Below are 21,763 nucleotides of genomic sequence, written 5' to 3' on the forward strand. Positions count from 1 at the left end.
CGTACTACGAGTAGTAGTCCAAGAGGACCAGCATTGCCGAATGCCCGCTTTGGGTCGTAATCAGACATTCGCCTCAATCTGAGGCGGCATGGCCCCTCTACCACCGCGGCCCTAGCAACTTCACTCGCACGAAACGCCAGCATGCCTGCCCACATAGTCATATAGCGCTTCCCGCATCCGGCTCACCGCTTCAGACGGCGGCTCGTCCACCCGCAATTCGACATAGAGCGCGATCGCGACCAGCAATGCCGCGCGCACCGAATCCTTGTTCGGCCTGGGCGCCGTGGCCGCCAATTGCGCGCCGGCCTCCTCCGCCACTGCCTCGATTCGCCTGACCCCGCGCTGCGGACGGCCGGCCAGGCGGTACAGCATGGCCCCCCGCACCTGCTCGCGCAAGAAACCGAGAATGCCCATGGCCTCGATTGGGCTTACACGACATTCTGGAAGCCTGTGTCATCCAGAAGTCGCCTGCAAGCTGAAACTCCAAACGCCTCTGTGCCGAGTTGCAGCATGTTCTATCGAACCGGTGCCTCGTCGATGAAAGGTTAGAGATCACGCCCACCACCTTTCAGCTTCTTTGTAATATAGAGAATTGATGTTCCCGCGAACTCGAGAAAAAATTCTGCTTCCGGTGCGGAAAGTGAAGACGGATTGACGCCACCGTGCCTCACAAAATCTTTGTTGCTTGCCAGACCGTATGCCTGGCTGATTAATCGCTCAATGTCTTCATCGAGCTTTGCGCGCTTGATGATCTTACCTAGCGTTCCTGTCGGTTCATTAAGCAAGACCATAAGACAAGACTCTACCGAACCAATTGACTCCTTGATAGAATTCTCATAATCACTTGGAGTTGCATAAATGAAGTTCTTGGCCTTCAGCCACTGAGTGCGAATCGGGCTTAACTCATCGTCGAGCACAGCATTTGCCTTACCCCACACCTTTGGCGTAGGCATGTTGCTTTGAACTCGCTTGAGGTCAAGCAGGACTTCAGCATAGAGTTCACTCACATAGGCTCGGCGCTCAGCATACTTCGCCATTGCCTTCAACTTGCAGAAGGCATAGAAAACTTCGAGCGATTTGTGAGGATTCGGGTTCGCGTACTTTGCCTCCTCGAGCTCCACTGTGATTTCAGCGTATAGGCGACGATACCTGTACGGCTGATCAGATGTTCTACCATCGGTCGCATACGCGACCATGAGGGATTCGAGTTCCTCAATTTTGGTACTCAGTGCGGCGGCCTTCTTGCTGTCCAATACTGATCCTGTGATCTATAGAACTGGGTTAAACCTATTTACACAGCGGCGTCGGCTTGAATTAATTGCTACGCTCGCCGCTCGAATACAACGAGCGAACAATGCTGCCAATCTGCTCCATAACAGACGTCCCCATCTCCATAGCAACGAAATGCGCACGCTCCGCGGCACCAATATCACGAGCCATTTGCATCTCCGTAAGCAATGCTCGTAACGCCTTTAGACGATCTCGCAGACCGTCGTCAGCCACACGTTGCGCAAGCAGAAGGCTTCGCCTGCTCGCTAAGAGCACTTTGTTGTTAAGTTCTTCACCGAGAAGGTTTCGTCCCCATGTACCCGTCTCTCGGAAAGCTGCTTCATCTGCCAGGTAAACGAGCACCGCAGCCCGCACCTCATCGTGAACAGCGTCTTGCAACTCAATGAGCGTATCGAGTTGGAATACTCTTACCTTCTCGTTGCGTTCTAGCATCGCTGCGGAGGATTGCAGATTGGCGGCATTTCGGGAGGCGATTACAGTAGTCGCAATGCTTGCGGCAGCGCCGGCAATTGTGCCAAGAAGTCCCCAGAGTGCAGCTTCCATTGGTTTCCCCGTTCGGGCCTAGAGCTTAAATTAACTCCCGCCGCATAGCGCTTCGGTTTCAATTGACGCTCGGCTTTCATTGGTTGAGCGGAATTTTTATTTCTTCCTCTGCGCCGTATGTTACATCTCTTCGTGAAGTTCGCGTCTCGTTCCTACCCAAACACGTTGCTTTCAGCCGCGCGCAATGTACAACTAAACATTCCGCTTTGCGTCGAGGTAAATATCGGCGTTTACTAGCGTGCCCTTCATACCTACCTGATATTTCTCCCCGGGCTGCCCGCCAACCACCCTCATTGTCGGTTCCAAACAGTGCACAGCATCGGGCATACAAACGGGCGCCTTCCGTGTCGCCCCCTACACCCCCTCCAACCTCCCCCCCGCCACCAAACAATCCACGAACGCCCGCACTTTCGCCGGCATCAGCCTGTTCTCCTGCCAGAGCACGTGGATGGGCACCGGCCTGGGCTCGAAGTCTTCGAGCACGGTTTCGACCTGCCCCGCGTCCAGCAGGCGCTGGATCTGCCATCGCGGCGAGTAGCCCAGGCCGAGGCCAGCGCCGACGGCGCTGTAGATGGCCGCCATGGTGTTGGCGCGGAAGGCGCCGCGCACGGTGACCGTGCGGCGCTTGCCGGCGATCTGGAAGGCCCAGCGGCCCGGATGCGGGTCGACGGTACGGACGATGCAGGCGTGCTGGCGCAGTTCCTCGGGATGCGTGGGGCGGCCGTGCTGTGCGAAGTAGGCGGGCGCGCCGAATACGACGCGCCGCAGGGCGCCGAGCCGCCGTCCCTGCAGGCCGGAGTCGGGCAGGTCGCCGATGCGCACGACGAGGTCCAGGCTCTCGCCGGCCAGGTCGGCGAAGTCGTCGGTGAGTTGCAGGTCGACGTGGACCTGCGGGTAGGCGCGCATGTAGTCGGCGATGACGGGAACGAGGAAGTCGGGTCCGAAGAGGACCGGGGCGCCGATGCGCAAGGTGCCGGACGGCGCCGCGCGGCGCTCGGCGACTTCCAGGCGGGCTTGGGCGATGGCGGCGATGGCGGGTTTGATGCGGTGGTAGTAGGCCTGGCCGGCTTCGCTGAGCGCGAGGCGCCGCGTGCTGCGGTGGACGAGCTGGACGCCGAGGTCTTGTTCGAGCGTCGCCAGGGTTCGGCTGACGCCCTGCAGCGAGCGGTCGAGGCGGCGCGCGGCCTGGGTGAGGCTGCCCGCTTCGGCGATGTGGATGAAGGTTTCGAGGTCTTCGAGGCGGCTCATGGTTATCTCGATTTTCGTGATTCAGCTTCACTGTGGGCGCGTATTGTTTGGCCCATGGCGAGTATCTAGACTGGCTGCATCGATTCATCGTTACCAGGGAGAAGCCAGTGGGCAGCGCTCGATCCGTTGTGTTGGTTGTAGGGGCGGCCGGCAAGTTTGCCGGCCTGGTGGTGCCGGCGTTGCGCCGGCGCGATGTCGCGGTGCGGGCGCTGGTGCGCGACGAGGCGCGCGCGGCGGTGGCGCGTGCGTTGGGCGCGACCGAGATCGCCATCGGCGATCTGCGCGATGCGGCCAGCCTGGCCGAGGCGGCGCGCGGCGTGGACGGGGTGTTTCATATCGGGCCGGCGTTCGCCGCCGACGAGGCGGCGATGGGGGTGGCCCTGGTGGAGGCGGCGCAGCGCAGCGGGGTGCGCAAGTTCGTGTTTTCTTCGGTGATCCAGCCGACCAATATCCGGCTGGCGAACCACGCCAGCAAGATTGCGGTGGAGGATGCGCTTTATTCTTCCCGGCTGGAGTACACGATTCTGCACCCGGCCAATTTCATGCAGAACATAGGCCTGGCGTGGGCGTCGATCCGCGATCATGGCCGCTTTGCCGAACCCTTTCCCAACGACACGCGCATCGCCCGGGTGGATTATCGCGACGTCGCGGAAACGGCGGCGATTGCGTTGACGCAGGACCGGCTGGCTTTCGCGACGCTGGAGCTGTGCGCCGGCATGTACAGCCGCCTGGATGTCGTGGCGGCCCTGTCGGAGGCGCTGGGCGCGCCGGTCGCGGCGCTGCAGCCGGGTTTCGACGAATGGGCGGCGCATGCGCGCCTGCCTTATGGCGAGGCGCAGTTGCAGCTGCTGGCCAAGGTGATGGAGCACTACCGAGCCTATGGGCTGGGCGGCAACAGTCTTGCGCTGCGCGCGGCGCTGGGCCGCGAGCCGCGCTCGCTGCGCGCATACGTCCAGGACCTGGTGGCCGGGCAAAACGGCGCGCGGCCGTAGCGAGGTATCGCGGCGCCCGCGCGCGCGCCCGGTTCGCCGGCGCGGCCGGGCGGGGTCAGGCCGGCCAGGCGAGCATGGCGGCATCGATGATCATGCCGAGTTTGTCCGCGCCGGCGCCGTCGCGGGCCTGGATGGAGAGCCCTTCGAGCACGGTGGTGTAGAAGGCGGCCAGCTGGGCGATGTCCGCGGTGGGCGCCAGGTCGCCTTGCGCGATGCCTTGCGCGAGGCGGTCTTTCAGCAGGGTTTCCCCGGCCAGGCGGTTGTCGGCCAGGAACGCGCGCACGCGCGCGTTCTCGGGCGCGCCTAGCAGGGATGACAGCACGATCATGCAGCCGCGCGGCCCCTCGGCCACGGCATAGGCGCGCGCGTTGGCGCGCAGCATGGTTTCGACGGCCTCGCGGGCGGTGCGGGCCTGGGCGAGGCTTTGCGAGGTGGCGCGCCCCTCGAGGCGGTCGTAGAGCTCGACCGCCTCGCGGAAGATTTCTTCCTTGCAGCCGAAGGTGGCATACAGGCTGGGCTTGTTCACGCCCATGGCCTGCACCAGGTCCTGGATCGAGGTGCCTTCGTAGCCTTGGGTCCAGAAGGTGCGCATGGCCGCCAGCAGCGCCGCGTCCCGGTCGAAGGCGCGCGGGCGGCCGATTTTCGGGGCGGGCGGGGATGCGGGTTTGGCGCTCATGGTTCGATCATCCGCAGGCCCGCCACGCCGATGCCGATCAGCGCCAGGAACAGCAGCTTGGCCGCCGACATGGGCTCGCCCAGCACCAGCGTTCCGAAGACCGCCACGCCGAAGGCGCCGATGCCCACCCAGATGGCGTAGGCGGTGCCCACCGGCAGGTGCCTGAGCGCCAGCGCGAGCAGGACGAGGCTGAGCATGGCCACGCTTATGCCGATCAGGCTGGGCCACAGCCGGGTGAGTCCGTCCGCCTGCTTGAGCGCCAGGGCCCAGACGATTTCCAGCGCGCCGGCCAGCGCCAGGAGCATCCAGGCTGTGTGGGGAGGCATGGGCATCGCTATGCGGTGAAGCCGCCGTCGATGGCGAGCGAGGCGCCGGTGATGAACTGGCTCTCGGCCGCCGCCAGGTAGCCGACCGCGGCGGCGATCTCGTCGGGCTGGGCGTAGCGCTTGACCGCCATGAGTTCCAGCTCGGCGTCGACCGTCGGGCCGTCGGCGGGGTTCATATCGGTGTCGGTCGAGCCCGGGTCGACGATATTGACCGTGATGCCGCGCGGGCCGACCTCGCGCGCCAGGCCCTTGGTGAAGCCGATCAGCGCGGATTTGCTCATCGCATACAGCGTCACGCCGCCATACGGCACCCGCTGCGCGAAGCACGAGCCGATGGAGATGATGCGCCCGCCTTCGCCCATATGGGCAAGCGCGGCCTGCGAGGCCACGAAGACCGCCGCCGCGTGGATGGCCAGCGTGTCGTTGATCTCGTCGAGCGTGGCGTCCTCGATGGGCCCGGCGGGGAATACGCCAGCGCTGTTGACCAGGATGTCCAGGCCGCCCAGTTCCCTGGCCGTCTGCGCCACCGCCGCCCGGACGGCGAGCGGGTCGCGGCTGTCGGCCTTGATGGCCAGGATCCTGGCCCCGCTGGCGCCGAGTTCGCGTGCGAGTTCGGCGGCGGCCCGATCCGAGCTGGCGTAGGTGAAGGCAACGGCGGCCCCCTTCTGCGCGAGCCGGCGGACGATGGCGGCGCCGATGCCGCGCGTGCCCCCTGTGACGAGGGCGGCCTTGCCTTGGAATTCCATGTCTGCGGCTCCTTTTATACCGATCGGTATAAAAGACTACGGGAACCGGCTTGGCGCGTCAAGCAGGATCAAGGCAGCGCATCGCGGCGCCTGCGGTACCGCTGGACCAGCTTCACCCGGTGCCAGTGCAGGATGGCGCATGACGACGGCACTTCGATCAGCAACAGATAGGCCGCCAGGACCAGGAACAGGCCCGCCGCGGCCAGCCGGAACCCCTGCGGCCCCGCGCCGGCCCAGCCGCCCGCGCTCCAGCTGGCGAGCGCGATCGCCGCCGCCCAGGTCAGCAGCGACAGCCCGCTGGCCAGGCCCAGCGCAATGGAGGCGCGGTAACGGATGACGAGGTTTTCGTAATAGCGCCAGCGCACGCTGGCAAGCGCGGGGCTGGCGGGCAGTTCCAGGTATTGCTCCCAGACGGCGCACAGGCTGTGCACGTAGGCGGCGCGGCTGGGGCGGTTGCCGGGGATGCGGTCCAGGGTGCGGCGCCATTTGGCCAGGCCGCGCAGGCAGGGGTAGAGGCGGCCGTCGACCCAGCGCGCCTCGAAGCGGCCGGCCAGCTCTTCCAGCAGGCTGCCCATGGCGACGACGCAGACCAGGAAGATGGCGGCGGCCAGCCAGCGGCCTTCCTCGTTCTGCAGCACGCGCTGGTGCACGTCGAAGGCCAGGGTGAAACTGATGATGACGATGGCGCCGGGCACGACGTACAGCACGATTTTCTGCCAGGCGCCATGGTCCAGGGCTTTTTCCGCGTCCATGCTCCCTCCCCTTGCGCCGCGGGCGCGTGCGCCTCGATTGTGCCGCGGCGGGGCGCGCGGGGCTGTCCGCCAAACGGGCGAGGCGGCCGGTCGTATGATGCGGGTTTCCCCCAATCCCGCTATCAAATACTGAGTAGTATCTTTCTCTCCAGCAAATTAAATACTGAGTAGTATGTATCACGGAGACGAACCTATGCATGGGATCTGGCAACCGGCGCTGACGCAGGAAGCGGCGGCCTGGCGGGACAAGGCCGCGGCGTTGACGCGCGAGGTTTTCGCGCCGCTGGCGGCGGAGATCGACCGGGATCAGCGCTATCCGGAGGAGCATCTGGCGCCCCTGCGCGAGAGCGGGATTTCCGGGATGTTCGTGCCCAGGGAGTACGGCGGCGGCGGCGCTTCGCTGACCTCGGTGATCGCGGTGGTCGAGACGGTGGCCCAGGGCTGCGCGTCGACCGCGGCGATCCTGGCGGCGTTGTCGCTGGGCGCGTTTCCGGTGCTGCTGGGCGGCACGGCGGCGCAGAAGTCGGCGTTGCTGGGCGGGCTGGCGCGCGAGGGCCGCGCGGTGAATTTCGCGCTGAGCGAGCGCGGCGCGGGCTCGGACGCGGGTGCGGTGCAGGCCACCGCCGAGCGCGAGGGCGCGGGCTGGCGCATCCGCGGCGAGAAGTGCTGGCTGGGCAATGGCGGGCACTCGCACCATTTCATCGTGTTCGCGCGCACCGGGCCCGAGGGGCAGCGCAACAATATCAGCGCGTTCGTGGTGGCGCGCGAGGCCGAGGGCGTGGCGGTCGATTTCTACGAAGACAAGATGGGCATCCGCGGCACGACGACCACCAACCTGAAGCTGGATACCTGGGTGGCCGAGGACGCGCTGGTGGGCGAGCTGGGCCATGGGCTGAAGCTGGCCCTGGCGACGCTGACGATCGGCCGGGTGGTGGTGGCCGCGCAGGCCAACGGGATCGCGCTGTGCGCGTATGACGAGGCGTGCGATTTCGCGGTGTCGCGCGAGACCTTCGGGCGCAGCATCATCGATCACCAGGGCATCGGTTTCAAGCTGGCCGATGCGATGACGGGCATGTCGTCGTCGCGGATGATGGTGTACGAAGCGGCGCGCGCGTACGACGCGGGCGAGGATATCGGCACGCTGGGCGCGATGGCCAAGCTGCTGGCCAGCGAAGTCTCGCATACGGTGGTCGACGACGCCATGCAGGTGCTGGGCGGGCGCGGCTACGTGAAGCCGAGCGCGGCCGAGCGCTGCTACCGCGACCAGCGCATCACCGAGATCTACGAAGGCACCTCGGAGATCCAGCGGGTGGTGCTGGCGCGCGCGATCAAGAAAAGCGTGCTGGCGGCGCGAGGCTGACGATGAAGGCCCGGCCCGCGGTCGCGTACGAGGAGATGCCGCTGCGCCAGGTGGAGCTGCTGGACGCGGCCGCCCGGGCGTTCACCGAGATGGGGTTCAGCGCCGCGACGATCGATTCGGTGGCGGACCTGATCGGGGTGACCAAGGGCAGCGTGTATTACTACTACCGCAGCAAGACGGACCTGTTCTTCGCGGTGCACCGGCGCGCCATGCAGCTGAACCTGGACGCGGTCGAGCCGCTGGCGGCGGACCTGTCGGTGACGCCGGCGCGGCGCCTGTGGAACATGGCGCACGCGCATACGCACCTGATGATGGCGCACCTGCCCTACCAGCGCGTGACGGTGCAGGGCATCGAGCTGCGGCTGGCCGGGCGCACCACGGCGGGCCAGCGCGCCGAGCTGGAAGAACTGGTGCAATTGCGCGACCGCTATGAATCGCTGTTTCGCGCGGTGGTGGAAGCGGGCGTGGCGGCCGGGCAGTTTCGCGCGGCGCCGCCGGCGCTGGCGGTCAAGCCGCTGCTGGGCGCGCTGAACTGGACGACGTTGTGGTACCGCCCGCGCGAGGGCGAGACCGAGGCCGAGCGCGAGTCGATCGCGCACGGGATTGCCGACGCGATCGTGGGCAGCGTGATGCCGCTGCCGGCGATCTGAACTTTTTCTGGGAATTGACGATGCAGAACCCGCAACAGGATGAGCGCGCGTGGCGCGCGGTGGCCGAGTGGTATCACGCCTATTTCACCGGCATTGTGCTGTCGACGGTGACGCGGCGCGGCACCCCGCGCGCGGCCGAGCTGGTCTACGAGATTTTCTGCCGGCAGCGCAACCAGCGCTTCCTGGCCGGGCTGGAGAAGCTGGGCATCGCGCACCTGCCGCCGGCGGTGGCCGCCGCCCAATACCACTACCTGTCCAACCACATCGGCGGGGTGGCGGTGCAATACATGTACGAGTCCGACCGCAAGGCGTGGATCCGTTATTCGGCGCCGCGCTGGATCTGGTCGGGCACGGCGCTGTGCGGCATTCCCTCGGAGGTGTCGCGCGCGATGCTGGCGGGCTGGCATGCGCAGAACGGCGTGACGCTGAACAACCCGCGCCTGGGCTTCGTGTGCACCAAGCAGGCGGCCGACGGGCAGTCGGGCCTGGAGGGCTATTACTACGAGTACGACCGCGACCTGCTGCCGCACGAGCGGCTGCGTTTCGCGCGCGACGAGGACGCGCCGGATTTCGACCCGGCGGCCGCGCCGGTGCTGCCCACCGCCACCTGGCCGGCCACGCGCCTGGCCAAGGCCAGCCGCAATTACGCCATGGAGTACGTGCGCACGGCGCTGCCGACGGCGGTGATGCTGTGGGGGCCGGACGAGGCCACGCATCTGCTGCGCGTGACGGCGCACATGATAGGCATGCAGTTCTACCACGAGACGGCGCGCGCGCTGGGCTTCGAGCCCGACGGCACGGCGGCGCAGTTCGCACGCTTCATGCAGGCCCTGGGCCAGGCGCAGGGCGACGCCTGCGAGGTCGTCGAGGCCGATGGCGAAGCGCGCGTGCGGCAGACGGGCTGGACGCTGATGGACGACGTGCAGGACGCGCACCCCTGCGTGGCGCAAGCCTGGCAAGGCTTGCTGACCGGCGCGCTGGACGCGCACAACCACCGGCTGGCGCTGCAGGGCACGGTGCGCCGCGGCGCGGCCGGCCATGAATTCGAGTGGCGCATCGCGCGCGCCTGAGCGCCGCGTCCCGCAAAGGAGATCACGATATGCAAAGCACCGATAGCGGCGGCGCGCTGGCCGGCCTGCGCGTCATCGACGCCTCGCGCGTCCTGGCCGGGCCATTCTGCGGCCAGATACTGGGCGACCACGGCGCCGACGTCATCAAGATCGAGTCGCCCGAAGGCGACGAGTGCCGCGGTTTCGGGCCGCCCTTCGTGGACGGCGCGTCGGCGTACTTCCGGGCCGTCAACCGCAACAAGCGCAGCATGGTGCTGGACCTGAACAGCGAGGCCGGCCGCGAGACGCTGTGGCAGCTGCTGGAGACGGCCGACGTGCTGATCGAGAATTTCAAGGCCAGCACGCTGCGCGCCTGGGGCGTCGCCGATCCGTCCGAGATCACCGCGCGCTTTCCCCGGCTGGTGCATTGCCGCATCACGGGCTTCGGCGACGACGGGCCGCTGGGCCAGCTGCCGGGCTACGACGCGGCGGTGCAGGCCATCGCGGGGCTGCTCAGCATCAACGGCGAGGCCGGCGGCCCGCCGGTGCGACTGGGCGTGCCGGTGGTGGACCTGACCACCGGCATGAACGCGGCCATCGCGGTGCTGCTGGCGCTGCAGGCGCGCCACCGCACCGGCCGCGGCCAGATGGCCGACGTGGCGCTGTACGACTCGGCGGTGTCGGTGGCGCATCCGTTCCTGACCAACTACCTGGCTTCGGGCAAGACGCCCGGCCCCAGCGGCAACGGCCATCCCAACATCGTGCCGTACAACGTGTACCGCACGCGCACCTGCCCGCTGTTCATCGCGGTGGCCAACGACCGGCTGTTCGCCAAGTTGTGCGCGCAACTGGGCGTGGCCGAGTTGGCCGGCGACGCGCGCTTCGCGACCAACGGCCAGCGCGTGGTCAACCGCGAGGCGCTGGACGCCGCGCTGTCGCAGGCGTTCGCGCAGGTCGACGGCGAGCCGTTCGGCCAGCAGCTGCTGGCGCAGAACGTGCCGGCCGCGCCCATCCTGGATATCGCCGCCGTGGCGGCCGCGCCGCACACGGCGCACCGCCGCATGGTGGTGCAACAGCCCGACTACACCGGCCCGGGCATTCCGATCAAGCTGTCGCACACCCCGGCGGCGATCCGGCGCGGTCCGCCCGCGCTGGGAGAAATGGCGGCCCCGCCGCCCAGGCGCTGAGCGCTTGCCCATTCCTATTCCTATAAAGCACAGGAGACCACTCATGCATAGCTTCAAATCCGCGCTGCTGGCCGGCGCCGTCCTGGCCCTGGCCGCCGGCACGGCGGGCGCGGCCGACACCTATCCGGGCGACAAGCCGATCAAGATCGTGGCCGCCTTCTCGCCCGGCAGCGCCACCGACACCAGCGCGCGCATCATCGCCGAAGAGCTGCGCAAGGACCTGGGCGCCAACGTCCTGGTCGAGAACAAGCCCGGCGCGCAGGGCCTGATCGGCACCGAGTACGCCGTGCGCCAGCCCGGCGACGGCTACACGCTGACGATCGCCAGCAGCTCGCTGAACTCGATCAACCCGGGCCTGTTCAAGAAGCTGCCGTACGACGCGCAGAAGGACTTCACGCACATCTCGCGCCTGACCACCATGCCCATGCTGCTGCTGGTGCGCGGCGACAGCGACATCAAGACGATGGACCAGCTGGTGCAGAAAGCCAAGGCGGGCTCGCTGAACTACGGCTACGGCTCGCCCGGCGGCCAGGTGGGCGCGGTGGCGTTCAACAACATCGCCGGCATTCGCGCCGAAGGCGTGCCGTACAAGAGCCAGCCGCCGGCGCTGACCGACCTGGCCGGCGGCCAGGTGGACTACGTGCTGGGCGACCTGTCGGTGGCCACGCCGCTGCTGCGCGCCGGCAAGATCCGCGCGCTGGCGGTCAGCACCGAGCAGCGTCTGCCCGACCTGCCCGACGTGCCGACCTTCGCCGAGACCGACTACAAGGCCTTCGATCTGGTGGTGTGGGTAGGCCTGGCCGGCCCGGCGGGCATTCCGCCGGAGATCGCCCAGCGCCTGAACGACTCGGTCAACAAGGCGCTGGCGCGCCCCGAGATCCAGGAGAAGTTCAAGGGCCTGGGCATGACCACGGCGCCCAACACGCTGGCGCAACAGCAGCAGTTCGTGCAGTCGCAGCTCGACACCTGGGGCCGCCGCATGCGCGAGGCGAACCTGCAGCCCGAGTAAGCGGCTGGCGGCGGGGCGGGCCTGCCCCGCCCTGCCCTCACGACAGCCGCAGCGCCAGCGCGCCCAGCGTGAGCAGCAGCACCGGCAGGGTCAGCACGATGCCGACCTTGAAGTAATAGCCCCACGAAATGCGCACGCCCTTGCGCGCCAGCACGTGCAGCCACAGCAGCGTGGCCAGGCTGCCGATGGGCGTGATCTTGGGGCCGAGGTCGCTGCCGATGACGTTGGCGTAGACCATGGCCTCGCGCGCCGCGCCGCTGGCGCTGCTGGCGTCGATCGACAGGGCGCCCACCAGCACGGTGGGCAGGTTGTTCATCACCGACGACAGCAAGGCGGTGACCAGGCCCACGCCGTAGGTGGCGGCCCACAGGCCGTGCGAGGCGAACCAGCCGAACAAGTCCGCCAGCGATTGCGTCAGCCCGGCGTTGCGCAGGCCGAACACCACCAGGTACATGCCGAGCGAAAACACCACGATGTGCCAGGGCGCTTCGCGCATGACCTTGCGCGTGCTGATGAAATGGCCGCGCCCGGCCACCGCCAGCAGCACGGCGGCGGCCGCCGCCGCCGTGGCGCTGACCGGTACGCCGAGCGGCTCCAGGCCGAAGAACCCCACCAGCAGCAGGGCCAGCACCATCCAGCCGGCGCGGAAGGTGCGCGGGTCGCGGATGGCCGCGCGCGGCGCTTTCAGCTGGGTGGCGTCGTAGCGCGCCGGCACGCTGGCGCCGAAGCGCAGCAGCAGTACCGCCAGCGTGGCGGCCACCGACACCAGCGTCACGGGGATCATCACCGCGGCATAGCGGTTGAAGCCGATGCCGAAGTAGTCGGCCGAGACGATGTTGACCAGGTTGGAGACGATCAGCGGCAGGCTGGCGGTGTCGGCGACAAAGCCGGCGGCCATGACGAAGGCCAGCGTGGCGCCGGCGCCGAAGCCCAGCGCGGCCAGCATGGCCATGACGATGGGGGTGAGGATGAGCGCGGCGCCGTCGTTGGCGAACAGCGCCGAGACGGCCGCGCCCAGCAGCACGATCCAGGCGAACAGCATGCGGCCGCGCCCGCGGCCCCAGCGCGCCACGTGCAGCGCGGCCCACTCGAAAAAGCCCGCTTCGTCCAGCAGCAGGCTGACGATGATGATGGCGATGAAGGCGGCGGTGGCGTTCCAGACGATGCCCCACACCACGGGAATGTCGCTCCAGTGCACCACGCCGGTGGCCAGCGAGATGGCCGCGCCCAGGCAGGCGCTCCAGCCTATGCCCAGCCCGCGCGGCTGCCAGATCACCAGCGTCAGGGTGAACAGGAAAATGACGGCGGCGGTGATCATGCTCGGGGTTCGCGGGTGCAAGGCGCTGCGTCGCAGGGCGCGCCCTGGCAGCAATTGTCGGTGAGATAGGCGATCAGCCCGGCCATGGTGTCGTAGCGCGCGGCGTAGATGACGAAGCGGCCATCCTGGCGCGCCTCCAGCAGGCCGGCCTGGACCAGTTCCTTGAGATGGAAGGACAGCGACGAGGGCGCGATGCCCATGGCCTGCGCCAGCTGCCCGGCGGCCACGCCGTCGGCGCCGGCCTGCACCAGCAGGCGGAACGCGGTCAGGCGCGACGCGTGGCCCAGGGCGACCAGAGCTTTGATGGCGGCGTTGGTTTCCATATTTCGAGTATAGTCGAAATATTATCCATGAGGCGGACCCGGCCATGGCAACGACCACGATCTATCACAACCCGCAGTGCGGGACGTCGCGCAATACCCTGGCGCTGATCCGCCATTGCGGCATCGAGCCGCGCATCGTCGAATACCTGGCCACGCCGCCCGACCGCGCCACGCTGCGGGCGCTGATCGCGCAGGCCGGCCTGGACGTGCGCGCGGCCATGCGACAGGAAGGCACGCCTTACGCGGAACTGGGGCTGGACGACCCGGCGCTGGACGACGAGGCCTTGCTCGACGCCATGCTGGCGCGCCCGATCCTGATCAACCGGCCGTTCGTGGCCACGCCGCTGGGCGTGCGGCTGTGCCGCCCGTCGGAAGTGGTGCTGGATATCCTGCCGCCGCCGCCGCGCCGCGCGTTCGCCAAGGAGGACGGCGAGGCGGTGCTCGACGCGCAGGGCCGCCGGCTGCGTTGAGCCGGGCGCGCGGCGTGCGAAAATCCGCCATCGCGGCATCCGGCCGCGCCCGCCCCGCCCTTGCATGCCCCCTGATTCCCTATCCGCCGCAGCGGCGCCGCAAGCCGGCGCGCCCTCCCCGCGCGCCGCGCGCGTGGCCATCATCGGCGCCGGCCCGGCCGGCCTGATGGCCGCCGAGACCCTGGCCGGCCATGGCCTGCGCATCGATGTCTACGACGCCATGCCGTCGGTCGGCCGCAAGTTCCTGCTGGCCGGACGCGGCGGCCTGAATCTGACGCACAGCGAGGCGCCGCCGGCGTTCGGGGCGCGCTACGGCGCGCGCGCCGACTGGGTGGCGCAATGGCTGGCGCAGTGGGATGCCCAGGCGTTGCGCGACTGGGCGCACGGGTTGGGCGTGGAGACTTTCGTGGGCACTTCGGGGCGGGTGTTCCCGCGCGAGATGAAGGCCGCGCCGCTGTTGCGCGCCTGGCTGGCGCGGCTGCGCGCCGCCGGCGTGGGCTTTCACATGCGGCATCGCTGGCTGGGGTGGCCGGCCGGCGAGCCGGCCGACCCGCGGGCGCTGCGCTTTGGCACGCCGGACGGCGCGCTGACGGTCCAGGCCGATGCGGCGCTGCTGGCGCTGGGTGGGGCAAGCTGGGCACGCCTGGGCTCGGACGGCGCCTGGACCGCCACGCTGCGCGAACACGGCGTGGCGGTGGCGCCGCTGCGCCCGGCCAACTGCGGCTTCGAGGCCGACTGGACCGAACCCATGCGGCAACGCGCGGCCGGCCAGCCGGTCAAGGCAGTGGCGATGGCGCTGGCGCAGGACGGGCCATGGCGGCGCGGCGAATTCGTGGTCACCGACAGCGGCATCGAGGGCAGCCTGGTCTACGCATGCAGTGCGGGCCTGCGCGATGCCATCGACGCCCACGGCGCGGCCACCGCCTGGCTGGACCTGTTGCCCGACTGGCCGGCCGAACGGGTGGCGGCCGCGGCGATGCATCCGCGCGGCGCGCGCTCGATGTCCAGCCACCTGCAAAGCCGCCTGGGCATCAAGGGCGTGAAGGCGGCCCTGCTGCGCGAATGCGCGGGCGCCGAAGCCTACGCCGATGCCGGCCTGCTGGCGCGCCGCATCAAGGCGCTGCCGCTGCGGCTGCTGCGCGCGCGCCCCATCGACGAGGCGATCAGCAGCGCGGGCGGGGTCGAGCGCGCGGCGCTGGACGCCCGCTTGATGCTGGTCGGCGCCCCGGGGGTGTTCTGCGCCGGCGAAATGCTGGACTGGGAAGCGCCCACCGGCGGCTATCTGCTGACCGCGGTCATGGCCAGCGGCGTGGTGGCGGGCCGCGGCGTGCTGGCCCGGCTGCGCGACGGTTTATAAATAGTTACCGAAATCGGCGCACCAACGTGAAACATTGACAGAAACATGACGTTTCATGCGCCGCCGGAATCGTTACTTGTAACTAAATCGATCAACCCACATCGCGTCGAAATTGTCGATTCTTGACAATAATCCGGCTTGGGAAGCGCTTTGAAATAAAAAGATTTTATGCGCAAAAAACGGATATGATGTTGATTTATAAGAGTTTTTTAAACATCACCAAGTATGTTTGCGGGTATGATGACGCAAAGATTGTGTTTGCGCAAAGAATTAACAAATTTTTAGTCGATTAAAATAACATTCTCGTACAAACTGTCGGCCGTTTGTTCCAAACTATAACTAGAGACCGACTATGCCTACGTTTTCGTTCAAACGCACGACCGCCATCGTCGCCGTCCTGTTTGCGCCTGCCGCGTACGCACAGCAACAGGCCGGTACCACCCTGAACCAGGTTGTGGAGCAGACGCTGCTCAGCAACCCGGAAATCCAGGCCAAGTACCACGACTTCCGTGCCTCCATGGAAGGCCAGAATGTTGCGCGCGGCGGATTGCGCCCGCAGGTCAACGCCCAGGGCTTCGTAGGCAAGGAATGGCGCAGCAACGTGCCGGACCGCGGCTCGTACAACTGGAGCCGTCCCGGCTACAGCGTGGAACTGCGCCAGCTGATTTTCGACGGTTTCCGCACCAGCAATGACATCAAGCAGGCCGGCTACGACAAGCTGGGCCGCTTCTACGAACTGCTGGCCACCAGCGACAGCACCGCTTACTCGGCGGTGCAGGCCTATGTGGACCTGCAGCGCTACCGCGAGATGGAGCTGCTGGCGCGCCAGAACTATTCGCTGCACGAGGACACGCTCAAGCAGATCCGCGAACGCGCCGAATCGGGCGTGGGCCGCCGGGTGGACCTGGAACAGGCCGGCGGCCGCCTGGCGCTGGCGCAGACCAACCTGATGACCGAAAGCGCCAACCTGATCGACGTGCAGCAGCGCTTCCAGCGCATCACCGGCATGACGCCCGCGGTCGATCTGCAGCCCATTCCCGACGTGGCGGGCAAGCTGCCGCAGCAGCCGGCCAATTTCGACGACTCGCTGCGCATGAACCCCAGCTTCCTGGCCAAGCAGGCCTACCTGCAGGCGGCCAACGCCGGCGTGGCCTCGGCCAAGGGCGCCTTCTCGCCCAAGTTCGAGTTCGTGGCCGCCACCGGCCGCGACCGCGAACAGCCCGAGCCGCAATACCGCGACGTGCAAAGCTCGAGCGTGCAGCTGGTGATGAGCTACAACCTGTACCGCGGCGGCGCCGATTCGGCCCGCGTGCGCCAGACCACCGAGCAGTCCTACGCGGCGCGCGACGTGCGCGACTACACCTGCCGCAACGTGCAGCAGGACCTGGCCGTGGCCTGGAACAACATCGTGCGCCTGCGCGAGCAGATTCCCTTCCTGCGCGACCACGAGATCGCCACCGCCAAGGTGCGCAACGCCTACCGCGAGCAGTTCCAGATCGGCCAGCGTTCGCTGCTGGACCTGCTGGACACGGAAAACGAACTGTTCGAATCGCGCCGCGCCCTGACCAATGGCCTGGCCGACCTGCAGCTGGCCCAGTACCGCTGGCTGGCGCTGTCGCACAAGATCCTGCCGGCGCTGTCCGTGCAGCCGGCGCGCGACGAAATGCCGGAAGAGAACGCCGTGCTGGAGACGACCGACGAAGTGCTCAAGCTGTGCAACTCGCCCGTGCCCGATGTGTCGCGCCTGGCGCCCGTAAAGGTGATCTACAACAGCGGCGCCAAGCCGCCGACGTTCGTGCCGGCCGACAAGGCCCGGCCCTGACGCCCTGTCCATGTCCTCCAGCAACGACAACGGTTTTTCCAGGCTGGACGCGGACTTTGTCCGCGTCCTCGAAGACTTGATCGACGCCCTCATCAAGAACGGAACCCTGCGCCTGACCGACCTGCCCCCGCAGGCGCAACGCAAACTCACCGAGCGCAAGCGGCATCGGGCCCGTCTTGCCGAGGATCTCGATCTGCTGGACGATGACGACGGACAAGTTCTCTGATCCCGCCACCCGCAACTGGCGCGCGGATCCCCACGCATCCCACGAAGACCCGCTGCTCGACTGCCTGGTCGAGTTGACGCGCATCCACGGGGTGCCCGCCACCGCGCAGGCGCTGGCGTCCGGCCTGCCGCTGGTCGAGCACCGCCTGACGCCGGCGCTGCTGCCGCGCGCGGCCGCGCGCGCGCAGATGTCCGCGCGCACGGTCAAGCGCACGCTCGAGGAAATCTCGCCCGAGCTGCTGCCGGCCATCCTGCTGCTGCGCGGCGAGCGCGCCTGCCTGCTGCTGGGCACGACGCCGGGCGGCAAGTACCTGATCAGTCATCCCGAGCTGGGCGCCAGCGCCGTGGAGATGGACGCCGACCTGCTGCAGGAGGACTACACCGGTCTGGTCTGTTTCGTGCGGCCGCAATTCCGCTTCGATGCGCGCGCGCCGGAAGTCGTCAAGGTGCGCAGCCGCCACTGGTTCTGGGCCGCCATCGCGGAGAACCGCCGGCTGTACCGCGACGCGCTGATCGCCGCGCTGCTGATCAACGTGTTCGCCATGGCGATGCCCCTGTTCACCATGAACGTGTACGACCGCGTGGTGCCCAACAACGCCATCGAGACCCTGTGGGTGCTGGCGCTGGGCATCGGCCTGGTGGTGCTGTTCAACCTCGTGCTGACCACCGCGCGCGCGCATGTCGTCGACAGCGCCAGCAAGCGCGTGGACATCCGCCTGTCGGCCCAGATCATGGAGCGCGTGCTGGACCTGCGCATGGAGGGCCGGCCGGTCTCGGTGGGCTCGTTCGCGGCCAACCTGCGCTCGTTCGAATCGATCCGCGACTTCATCGCCTCGGCCAGCATCACCACCCTGGTGGACCTGCCGTTCACGGTGCTGTTCCTGGCCGCGCTGGCGTGGATTTCGCCCTGGCTGATCGCGCCGCCGCTGGTGGCCATCGTGCTGATCCTGGTGGTGTCGCTGGCCGCGCAGGCGCGCATGGAAACGCTGACCATGGCCTCGTACCAGGCCTCGGCGCAGCGCAACGCCACCCTGGTCGAGGCGCTGGCCGGCTTCGAGGCCGTCAAGACCCTCAACGGCCAGGGCGCGATCCAGCGCAACTGGGAGCGCTCGACCGAATTCATCGCCCAGAACGGCGGCAAGCTGAAGCTGATCTCGGCCTCGACGGTCGGTTTCGTGCAGGCCATGCAGCAGCTGGTGTCGGTGGCGGTGGTCATCATCGGTGTGTTCCAGGCCCAGGAATCGGCCATGTCGATGGGCGGCATCATCGCCGCCTCGATGATCGCCGGCCGCTGCCTGACGCCGTTCGGCCAGGTCGCCGCCCTGCTGATGCAATACCAGAATGCGCGCACCTCGCTGGGCTCGATCGACAACTACATGAACCTGCCGGTGGAACGCCCGGCCGGATCCGAATTCCTGCACCGCCCGGTGTTCGAGGGCGGCATCGAGTTCCGCGACGTGACGTTCGCCTACCCGGGCACCAGCCAGCCGGCGCTGAAGAAGGTGTCGTTCAAGCTGGCCCCGGGCGAGAAAGTCGGCATCATCGGCCGCATCGGCTCGGGCAAGACCACGCTGGAGAAGCTGGCGCTGGCCCTGTACCAGCCCACCGAGGGCGCGGTACTGGTCGACGGCGTGGACGTGCGCCAGATCGACCCGGCCGACCTGCGCCGCGCCATCGGCCACGTGCCGCAGGATCCGGTGCTGTTCTACGGCAGCCTCAGGCACAACCTGGCGATGGGCGCGCCGCACGCCGACGACGCCAGCATCCTGGCCGCCGCCGACGCGGCCGGCGTGACCGAGTTCGCCAACGTGCACCCCAACGGCTTCGACATGATGATCGGCGAGCGCGGCGAGTCCCTGTCGGGCGGCCAGCGCCAATCGGTGGCGATCGCCCGCGCGCTGATCAACGACCCGCCCATCCTGCTGCTGGACGAGCCCAGCAGCAACATGGACCACCAGAGCGAGGCGCAGCTGCGCAAGCGTCTGAAGGCCGCCAGCGCCGACAAGACCATCCTGCTGGTGACGCACCGCACCGCCCTGCTCGACCTGGTCGATCGCCTGATCGTCATCGACAACGGCCATATCGTGGCCGACGGCCCCAAGGAGCAGGTGGTGGAAGCGCTGCGCCAGGGCCGCGTGGGCCGCGGGAGCTGATCATGCAGAACACGCAGAACGCTACGCTTGCCGCGCCGCCGGCGCGCCGGGGCTCGCTGCTGGGCGCGCTGTGGCGCGTGCCGCGCGGCTGGGTCATGGGCCTGTTCGACCGCCTGCTCGATGGCGCCGAACGCAAGGACGGCCCCAGCCCGGCCAACTACGTGGGCAACGCCGAATGGGCCATCCGCCAGGCCGACGCGCGCGGCTCGCGCGTGCTGCTGTGGGCCTCGCTGCTGGCCACGCTGGCGCTGCTGCTGTGGGCCGGCTTCGGCTATATCGACGAGGTGGTGCGCGGCGAAGGCAAGGTGGTGCCCTCGCGCCAGGTGCAGATCGTGCAGAGTCTGGACGGCGGCATCGTCGAGGAAATCCTGGTGCGTCCCGGCGAAGCCGTCGAGACCGGCCAGGTGCTGCTGAAGATCGACCCGACGCGCTTTGCCTCGTCGCTGGGCGAGAACAATGCCGAATACCTCTCGCTGCTGGCCAAGGCGGCCCGCCTGAAGGCGCTGGCCACCGGCGAGCCTTTCGTGGCGCCCGAGAAAGTGCTGCAGGAGGCGCCCGCCATCGTCGAGATGGAGCGCAATACCTGGCAGGCGCGCACCAACGAACTGAACGCCACCGTCAACGTGGCCCGCGAGCAGCTCAAGCAGCGCGAGGAAGAGCTGCGCGAGACCATCGCCAAGCGCGACCAGGCCGCGGCCAGCTGCGGCCTGACCTCGCGCGAACTGCAGGTGACCCGGCCGCTGCTCAAGAGCGGCGCGGTCTCGGAAGTGGACCTGTTGCGCCTGCAGCGCGACGTGGCGCGCTACTGCGGCGAGCAGAAAGGCGCCGAAGCGCAGATCGACCGCATCGGCGCCTCGATCAAGGAAGCGCAGAGCAAGCTGCAGGAAGCGGAACTGAACATCCGCAACCAGGCGCGCAGCGAACTGTCCGAGACCAACACCAAGCTGGCCACCCTGCGCGAAGGCCAGGCCGCCCTGGCCGACCGCGTCAAGCTGGCCGACATCCGCTCGCCGGTGCGCGGCACCGTCAAGTCGCTGTTCTCCAATACGGTGGGCGGCGTGGTGCAGCCGGGCAAGGACATCATCGAAATCGTCCCGACCGACGACACGCTGCTGCTGGAAGTGCGGGTGCTGCCGCGCGACATCGGCTTCCTGCATCCCGACCAGAAGGCGGAGGTGAAATTCACCGCCTATGACTTCGCCATCTACGGCGGACTGGAAGGGCATGTGGAGCAGATCGGCGCCGACACGGTCACCGACGAGAAAGGCAATTCGTTCTACATCGTGCGTGTGCGCACCAATAGCGCCACGCTGGGCGACAGGAAACTGCCCATCATCCCGGGCATGGTGGCCGAAGTCCACATCCTGACGGGCAAGCGCACGGTGCTGCAATACCTGCTCAAGCCCATCCTGCGCGCCAAGGCGAACGCGTTTACCGAACGTTGAGGGAGATCTGCGAGGTTGAGTATGCACGCCACTCCGGTTCTGTTGGTTACCGATGACGATTTGCTCTGGCAACACTGGCGCGGCCTGGACGCGGCGCGCTGGCTGCCGGCGCGCGGACGCGGCCTGGCCTCGCTGCAGCAATGGCGCGGCCAGGGCCGCCAGCTGGTGGTCCTGGACGCCAGCGTGGCGCGCCTGCCGGCCTGGGACGCCCCGCAATGGCAGGAGCTTACCGCCGGCCTGCGCCTGGTGGTCGCCAGCTCGCGGCCCAGCGACGCCCAGGGCACCCAGGTCTTTGGCGCGGGCGCCTATGGCTACTGCCACAGCCACGCCCCGCTGGCCTCGCTGGCGCAGGTGCTCGAAGTCGTGTCCGGCGGCGGCATCTGGATGGGCCGTTCGCTGGTCACCCGCCTGCTCAAGCTGGTGGACGAACGCGTGCCCAGCGCGCCGGCTCCCTGGCAGCACGAGCGCCTGACCGAACGCGAGAACGCGGTGGCGCTGCGCGCGGCCCACGGCGACTCCAACGCCGACATCGCCGGCGAACTGGGCATCACCGAACGCACCGTCAAGGCGCACCTCTCGGCCGCCTTCGAAAAGCTGGGCGTCTCCGACCGCCTGCAACTGGCGCTGTGCGTGCACGGCATCTCCACCCGCGCGCCTGCGCCCCGCACGGGGACCGACGGCCGTTAGGGCACCTGTCCCCCCACACCACCCTCCCCGCCCCTGAAATCGGGTGCCTGTCCCCGCCGGGACAGGCACGTCATCGACGCCAGCCGCCAGGATCGTGCCGGCCCCTCACGCGGCCCGGCGCCCGCTGATTGCCGC

The 21,763-nt window shown here is 68.0% G+C and carries 23 protein-coding genes; 13 read left to right on the plus strand and 10 right to left on the minus strand.

Features of this window, described 5'->3' with window-relative positions; genetic code table 11:
* Positions 1–120: 120 nt before the first annotated feature.
* The 4 genes from CAL11_RS18300 to CAL11_RS18305 all read right to left on the minus strand — a co-directional run bounded on the left by CAL11_RS18300 (position 121) and on the right by CAL11_RS18305 (position 3,081).
* Complete coding sequence (locus CAL11_RS18300) at positions 121–414, minus strand: hypothetical protein (RefSeq protein WP_244172832.1); 294 nt, start codon at positions 412–414, stop codon at positions 121–123.
* Between the two features lie 131 nt (positions 415–545).
* Positions 546–1,253, minus strand: coding sequence for a hypothetical protein (locus tag CAL11_RS24425; protein WP_157668865.1), 708 nt, complete (start codon positions 1,251–1,253; stop codon positions 546–548).
* A 61-nt stretch (positions 1,254–1,314) separates the two neighbouring features.
* Positions 1,315–1,833, minus strand: a complete 519-nt coding sequence (locus tag CAL11_RS24430; protein WP_157668866.1) for a hypothetical protein — start codon at positions 1,831–1,833, stop codon at positions 1,315–1,317.
* A gap of 354 nt (positions 1,834–2,187) precedes the next feature.
* Positions 2,188–3,081 carry a LysR family transcriptional regulator gene (locus CAL11_RS18305; RefSeq protein WP_086093756.1) on the minus strand — a complete coding sequence of 298 codons (894 nt, stop codon included), beginning with the start codon at positions 3,079–3,081 and terminating at the stop codon, positions 2,188–2,190.
* Between the two features lie 107 nt (positions 3,082–3,188).
* On the opposite strand from CAL11_RS18305, the gene CAL11_RS18310 reads away from it, so the two are divergent.
* A complete protein-coding gene (locus CAL11_RS18310) occupies positions 3,189–4,073 on the plus strand; it encodes an NmrA/HSCARG family protein (protein WP_086093757.1) in 885 nt (294 codons plus the stop codon).
* 55 nt (positions 4,074–4,128) lie between these two features.
* Here CAL11_RS18310 and CAL11_RS18315 read toward each other — a convergent pair whose 3' ends face one another.
* The 4 genes from CAL11_RS18315 to CAL11_RS18330 form a co-directional block, all read right to left on the minus strand.
* Positions 4,129–4,749, minus strand: a complete 621-nt coding sequence (locus CAL11_RS18315; RefSeq protein ID WP_086093758.1) for a TetR/AcrR family transcriptional regulator — start codon at positions 4,747–4,749, stop codon at positions 4,129–4,131.
* Complete coding sequence (locus CAL11_RS18320) at positions 4,746–5,081, minus strand: DMT family transporter (protein ID WP_086093759.1); 336 nt, start codon at positions 5,079–5,081, stop codon at positions 4,746–4,748. Before CAL11_RS18320 ends, CAL11_RS18315 begins: the two co-directional genes overlap by 4 nt.
* A 2-nt stretch (positions 5,082–5,083) precedes the next feature.
* On the minus strand, positions 5,084–5,821 hold the full coding sequence (locus tag CAL11_RS18325) for an SDR family oxidoreductase (protein ID WP_086093760.1): 738 nt from the start codon (positions 5,819–5,821) through the stop codon (positions 5,084–5,086).
* A gap of 68 nt (positions 5,822–5,889) precedes the next feature.
* Complete coding sequence (locus tag CAL11_RS18330) at positions 5,890–6,573, minus strand: hypothetical protein (RefSeq protein WP_033454855.1); 684 nt, start codon at positions 6,571–6,573, stop codon at positions 5,890–5,892.
* A 193-nt stretch (positions 6,574–6,766) separates the two neighbouring features.
* Here CAL11_RS18330 and CAL11_RS18335 point away from each other — a divergent pair, with 193 nt between their 5' ends.
* The 5 genes from CAL11_RS18335 to CAL11_RS18355 are packed head-to-tail and all read left to right on the plus strand — an operon-like array spanning position 6,767 to position 11,828.
* Positions 6,767–7,933 (plus strand): acyl-CoA dehydrogenase family protein, encoded by a 1,167-nt coding sequence (locus CAL11_RS18335; RefSeq protein WP_086093761.1) that lies wholly within the window; start codon positions 6,767–6,769, stop codon positions 7,931–7,933.
* 2 nt (positions 7,934–7,935) lie between these two features.
* Entirely contained in the window at positions 7,936–8,583 is a 648-nt protein-coding gene (locus tag CAL11_RS18340) for a TetR/AcrR family transcriptional regulator (RefSeq protein WP_086093762.1), read from the plus strand.
* 14 nt (positions 8,584–8,597) lie between these two features.
* Positions 8,598–9,653, plus strand: a complete 1,056-nt coding sequence (locus CAL11_RS18345; protein WP_080699842.1) for a hypothetical protein — start codon at positions 8,598–8,600, stop codon at positions 9,651–9,653.
* Positions 9,654–9,682: 29 nt separating this feature from the next.
* Positions 9,683–10,819 carry a CaiB/BaiF CoA transferase family protein gene (locus CAL11_RS18350; protein WP_086094626.1) on the plus strand — a complete coding sequence of 379 codons (1,137 nt, stop codon included), beginning with the start codon at positions 9,683–9,685 and terminating at the stop codon, positions 10,817–10,819.
* A 43-nt stretch (positions 10,820–10,862) separates the two neighbouring features.
* On the plus strand, positions 10,863–11,828 hold the full coding sequence (locus tag CAL11_RS18355) for a Bug family tripartite tricarboxylate transporter substrate binding protein (protein ID WP_086093763.1): 966 nt from the start codon (positions 10,863–10,865) through the stop codon (positions 11,826–11,828).
* Between the two features lie 37 nt (positions 11,829–11,865).
* Here CAL11_RS18355 and CAL11_RS18360 read toward each other — a convergent pair whose 3' ends face one another.
* Both CAL11_RS18360 and CAL11_RS18365 read right to left on the minus strand, forming a co-directional pair.
* Positions 11,866–13,146 carry an arsenic transporter gene (locus tag CAL11_RS18360; RefSeq protein WP_086093764.1) on the minus strand — a complete coding sequence of 427 codons (1,281 nt, stop codon included), beginning with the start codon at positions 13,144–13,146 and terminating at the stop codon, positions 11,866–11,868.
* Positions 13,143–13,469, minus strand: a complete 327-nt coding sequence (locus tag CAL11_RS18365; protein ID WP_086093765.1) for an ArsR/SmtB family transcription factor — start codon at positions 13,467–13,469, stop codon at positions 13,143–13,145. The genes CAL11_RS18360 and CAL11_RS18365 overlap by 4 nt, the downstream gene beginning before the upstream one ends.
* A gap of 44 nt (positions 13,470–13,513) precedes the next feature.
* Between CAL11_RS18365 and arsC the strand changes: the two genes are divergently transcribed.
* The 7 genes from arsC to CAL11_RS18400 all read left to right on the plus strand — a co-directional run bounded on the left by arsC (position 13,514) and on the right by CAL11_RS18400 (position 21,628).
* On the plus strand, positions 13,514–13,939 hold the full coding sequence (arsC, locus tag CAL11_RS18370; protein ID WP_086093766.1) for an arsenate reductase (glutaredoxin): 426 nt from the start codon (positions 13,514–13,516) through the stop codon (positions 13,937–13,939).
* A 166-nt stretch (positions 13,940–14,105) separates the two neighbouring features.
* On the plus strand, positions 14,106–15,296 hold the full coding sequence (locus CAL11_RS18375) for a TIGR03862 family flavoprotein (RefSeq protein WP_244172959.1): 1,191 nt from the start codon (positions 14,106–14,108) through the stop codon (positions 15,294–15,296).
* 352 nt (positions 15,297–15,648) lie between these two features.
* Entirely contained in the window at positions 15,649–17,118 is a 1,470-nt protein-coding gene (locus CAL11_RS18380; protein ID WP_086093768.1) for a TolC family outer membrane protein, read from the plus strand.
* 10 nt (positions 17,119–17,128) lie between these two features.
* On the plus strand, positions 17,129–17,344 hold the full coding sequence (locus tag CAL11_RS18385; protein ID WP_033454069.1) for a hypothetical protein: 216 nt from the start codon (positions 17,129–17,131) through the stop codon (positions 17,342–17,344).
* The gene (locus CAL11_RS18390) at positions 17,322–19,496 is read left to right on the plus strand and encodes a type I secretion system permease/ATPase (protein WP_086093769.1); all 2,175 of its coding nucleotides are present in this window, start codon (positions 17,322–17,324) and stop codon (positions 19,494–19,496) included. The genes CAL11_RS18385 and CAL11_RS18390 overlap by 23 nt, the downstream gene beginning before the upstream one ends.
* A 2-nt stretch (positions 19,497–19,498) precedes the next feature.
* On the plus strand, positions 19,499–20,941 hold the full coding sequence (locus CAL11_RS18395) for an HlyD family type I secretion periplasmic adaptor subunit (RefSeq protein WP_086093770.1): 1,443 nt from the start codon (positions 19,499–19,501) through the stop codon (positions 20,939–20,941).
* A gap of 21 nt (positions 20,942–20,962) precedes the next feature.
* A complete protein-coding gene (locus CAL11_RS18400; RefSeq protein ID WP_086093771.1) occupies positions 20,963–21,628 on the plus strand; it encodes a response regulator transcription factor in 666 nt (221 codons plus the stop codon).
* The last annotated feature ends 135 nt before the right edge of the window (positions 21,629–21,763 follow it).

Origin of the sequence: Bordetella genomosp. 6 (assembly GCF_002119705.1) — a bacterium.
Classification (GTDB): domain Bacteria; phylum Pseudomonadota; class Gammaproteobacteria; order Burkholderiales; family Burkholderiaceae_B; genus Bordetella; species Bordetella bronchiseptica_F.